Annotated in this window: 2 protein-coding genes; both read right to left on the reverse strand. The window is 67.3% G+C overall.

Annotation, left to right across the window (positions count from 1 at the left end):
• Positions 1 to 164: 164 nt before the first annotated feature.
• A complete protein-coding gene (gene istB, locus SCA01S_RS21485) occupies positions 165 to 893 on the reverse strand; it encodes an IS21-like element helper ATPase IstB (RefSeq protein ID WP_062788851.1) in 729 nt (242 codons plus the stop codon).
• Positions 880 to 2,394, reverse strand: a complete 1,515-nt coding sequence (gene istA / locus SCA01S_RS21490) for an IS21 family transposase (protein WP_062788852.1) — start codon at positions 2,392 to 2,394, stop codon at positions 880 to 882. The genes istB and istA overlap by 14 nt, the downstream gene beginning before the upstream one ends.
• Positions 2,395 to 2,505 lie beyond the last annotated feature (111 nt).

A 2,505-nucleotide genomic window follows, 5' to 3' on the forward strand; every position in this document is an offset into this window, starting at 1 on the left:
GTCAATCGGCGTTCAATCGGGACCCCCTATCGGCGCGCAAAAGGGACCCCCTTGGCGTTGCGTGGATCGGTTGATGCTGGGCGCGGGTTTCGCGCTGCTGACGGCGTAGGGAGGGCGTAGCCCGACCGGAGGCGGCAGCAGCGCGAAGGCGTTTCTGGGGTGCCTCAGCTGCGGTGCTTGAAGCGCCAGCTGTCGTTGCCGGTCTCAACGATGTCGCAATGGTGGGTAATGCGATCGAGCAGCGCGGTGGTCATCTTGGGGTCACCGAAGACAGTGGGCCACTCGCCGAACGCCAGGTTCGTGGTGATGATGACGGAGGTCTTCTCGTAGAGCTTGCTGATCAGGTGGAACAGCAGCTGCCCGCCGGAGCGGGCGAACGGCAGGTAGCCCAGTTCGTCGAGGACCACGACGTCGAGCCTGCTGAGCTGTGCGGCCATGGCGCCGGCCTTGCCGATGCGAGCCTCCTCCTCGAGCCGGGTGACGAGGTCGACCGTGTTGAAGTAGCGCCCGCGGGCGCCGGCGCAGACCACGCTGGCGGTGATCGCAGTGGCCAGATGGGTCTTGCCGGTCCCCGTGCCGCCAATGAGCACGATGTTGCGCCGTGCGGGCACGAAGGACCCGGCATGCAGCGAGCGCACCAGGCCTTCATTGATCGGGGTGCCCTCGAACACGAAGGCATCGAGGTCCTTCACCACCGGCAGCTTGGCTGCGGTCATGCGGTAGCGGATCGAGGCGGCATGGCGATGCGCGGCTTCCGCCCTCAGCAGGTCGGTTAGGATCTCGTGGGTCGTGCGCTTGCGTTGCAGTCCGGTGGTGACGGCTTCATCGAACGCGCCGGCCATGCCCCTGAGGCCGAGCCCGCGCATCGCCTCGATCATCTCATGCCGCTGCATCGAGGCCTCGCACGGTATCGTAACGGGCGCAGTCCGCGATCGGCGGATGGCTGAGCTTGAGATCGACAACCACATCGAGGGGCCGGTCGGTTGCCGGCTCGCGGTATCGGGCGAGGATGTTGAGGATGACCTCGTCGCTGGCAGCTCCAGCATCGAGCGCCTCGCGGACCGCGGCCTCGACCACGTCCAGACCATCGGTCAGCACGGCCGCCAGCACGCGCACGAAGCGCCGGTCGGCCTCGTCACCGCTCCCCAGCTTGCGGCGCAACCGCGTCAGTGCCGGTGGCAGGTCCCAGCCCTGGAAGGGGGCGCCGTTGCGCCAGGCGCCGGGCTTGTTGGCCAGGACAGGGAGATAGTGCCAGGGATCATAGATCGTCCGGTCACGGCCAAAGTGCCGGGCATGCTCGGCAACGACCTCGTCGCCGAAGCGCACGACGATCCGGTCGGCATAGGCACGGACCTGGACCGCCCGCCGCGCTGCCTTGGCCATGACCGAGTAACGGTTGCGGTCGAAGCTGATCAGGCAGGTGCCGGTCACGGCATGGGCGGTCTCGTGGAAGCCGTCGAACGGCGCCAGCATCGGCTGCAGGGCTGGTCGTTCGAGGTCCAGCGCCTCGGTAACGGTCAGCTCCTTCTGCTCGGGATGCGCGTGCGTTGCGGCCCAACGCAGGCACTCGGCCTCCAGCCAACCGTTGAGCTCCTCGATGCTGGCAAAGCGCAGACGGGGCTGGAAGAAGCGGCCCCGGATGGTCTGCACCTGGTGTTCAACCTGCCCCTTCTCCCACCCCGCCGCTGGCGAGCAGGCCGTGGGCTCGACCATGTAATGATCCGCCATGACCAGGAAGCGGCGGTTGAACACGCGCTCCTTGCCCACGAAGACCGCAGCCACAGCCGTCTTCATATTATCATAGATCCCCCGCAGCGGAACGCCGCCGAAGAAGGCGAAGCCGCGGGCATGGGCATCGAACACCATCTCCTGGGTCTCGCGGGGATAGGCCCGGACATAGACCGCCCGCGACGCGCACAGCCGCATGTGCGCCACCTTCACCCGCATCGGCTTGCCGGCGATCTCCACGTCCTCGTGGCTCCAGTCGAACTGGTAGGCCTCGCCGGGCTGGAACAGCAGCGGAATGAACGCCGGGGCGCCGTCACCCGCATCCTTGCGCCGCGCTTCGGCCCAACGCCGGGCGTAGCGCCGGACCGCATCGTAGGAGCCCTCGAACCCCTCGCGCTGGAGCAGATCGTGGATCCGCGTCATGCGAAGACGGTCACGCCGGTGCCGCGCCTCGTTCTCCGCCAGCAACGTATCGAGCCGCTCCTGGAAGGGCCCAAGCCGGGGCAGCGGTTGGACCGTCCGATGGTAATCGAACGCCCCTTCAGGCGCCCGGATCGCCTTGCGCACCACCTTGCGAGACAACCGCAGATCCCGCGCGATCGCCTTGATCGCCTTACCGTTCGCGTGCGCGCGCCGAATCCGAACGACTGTCTCCACCACCAACATCCCGATCTCGCCACCTGGAAAACCAGGCGGCCCGCTACACCATCGGAATGAGGGGTCCCTTTTAGACGCCGATCACCCCGCTAACGGGGTCCCTTTTGCACGCCGGTCCAC

Origin of the sequence: Novosphingobium capsulatum NBRC 12533, assembly GCF_001598375.1 — a bacterium.
Taxonomy (GTDB): Bacteria; Pseudomonadota; Alphaproteobacteria; order Sphingomonadales; family Sphingomonadaceae; genus Novosphingobium; species Novosphingobium capsulatum.

Excerpts from the sequence above, each read along its gene's own strand:
- istB (WP_062788851.1), bottom strand. The coding sequence starts at position 893 with ATGCAGCGGCATGAGATGATCGAGGCGATGCGCGGGCTCGGCCTCAGG.
- istA (WP_062788852.1), bottom strand. The coding sequence starts at position 2,394 with ATGTTGGTGGTGGAGACAGTCGTTCGGATTCGGCGCGCGCACGCGAAC.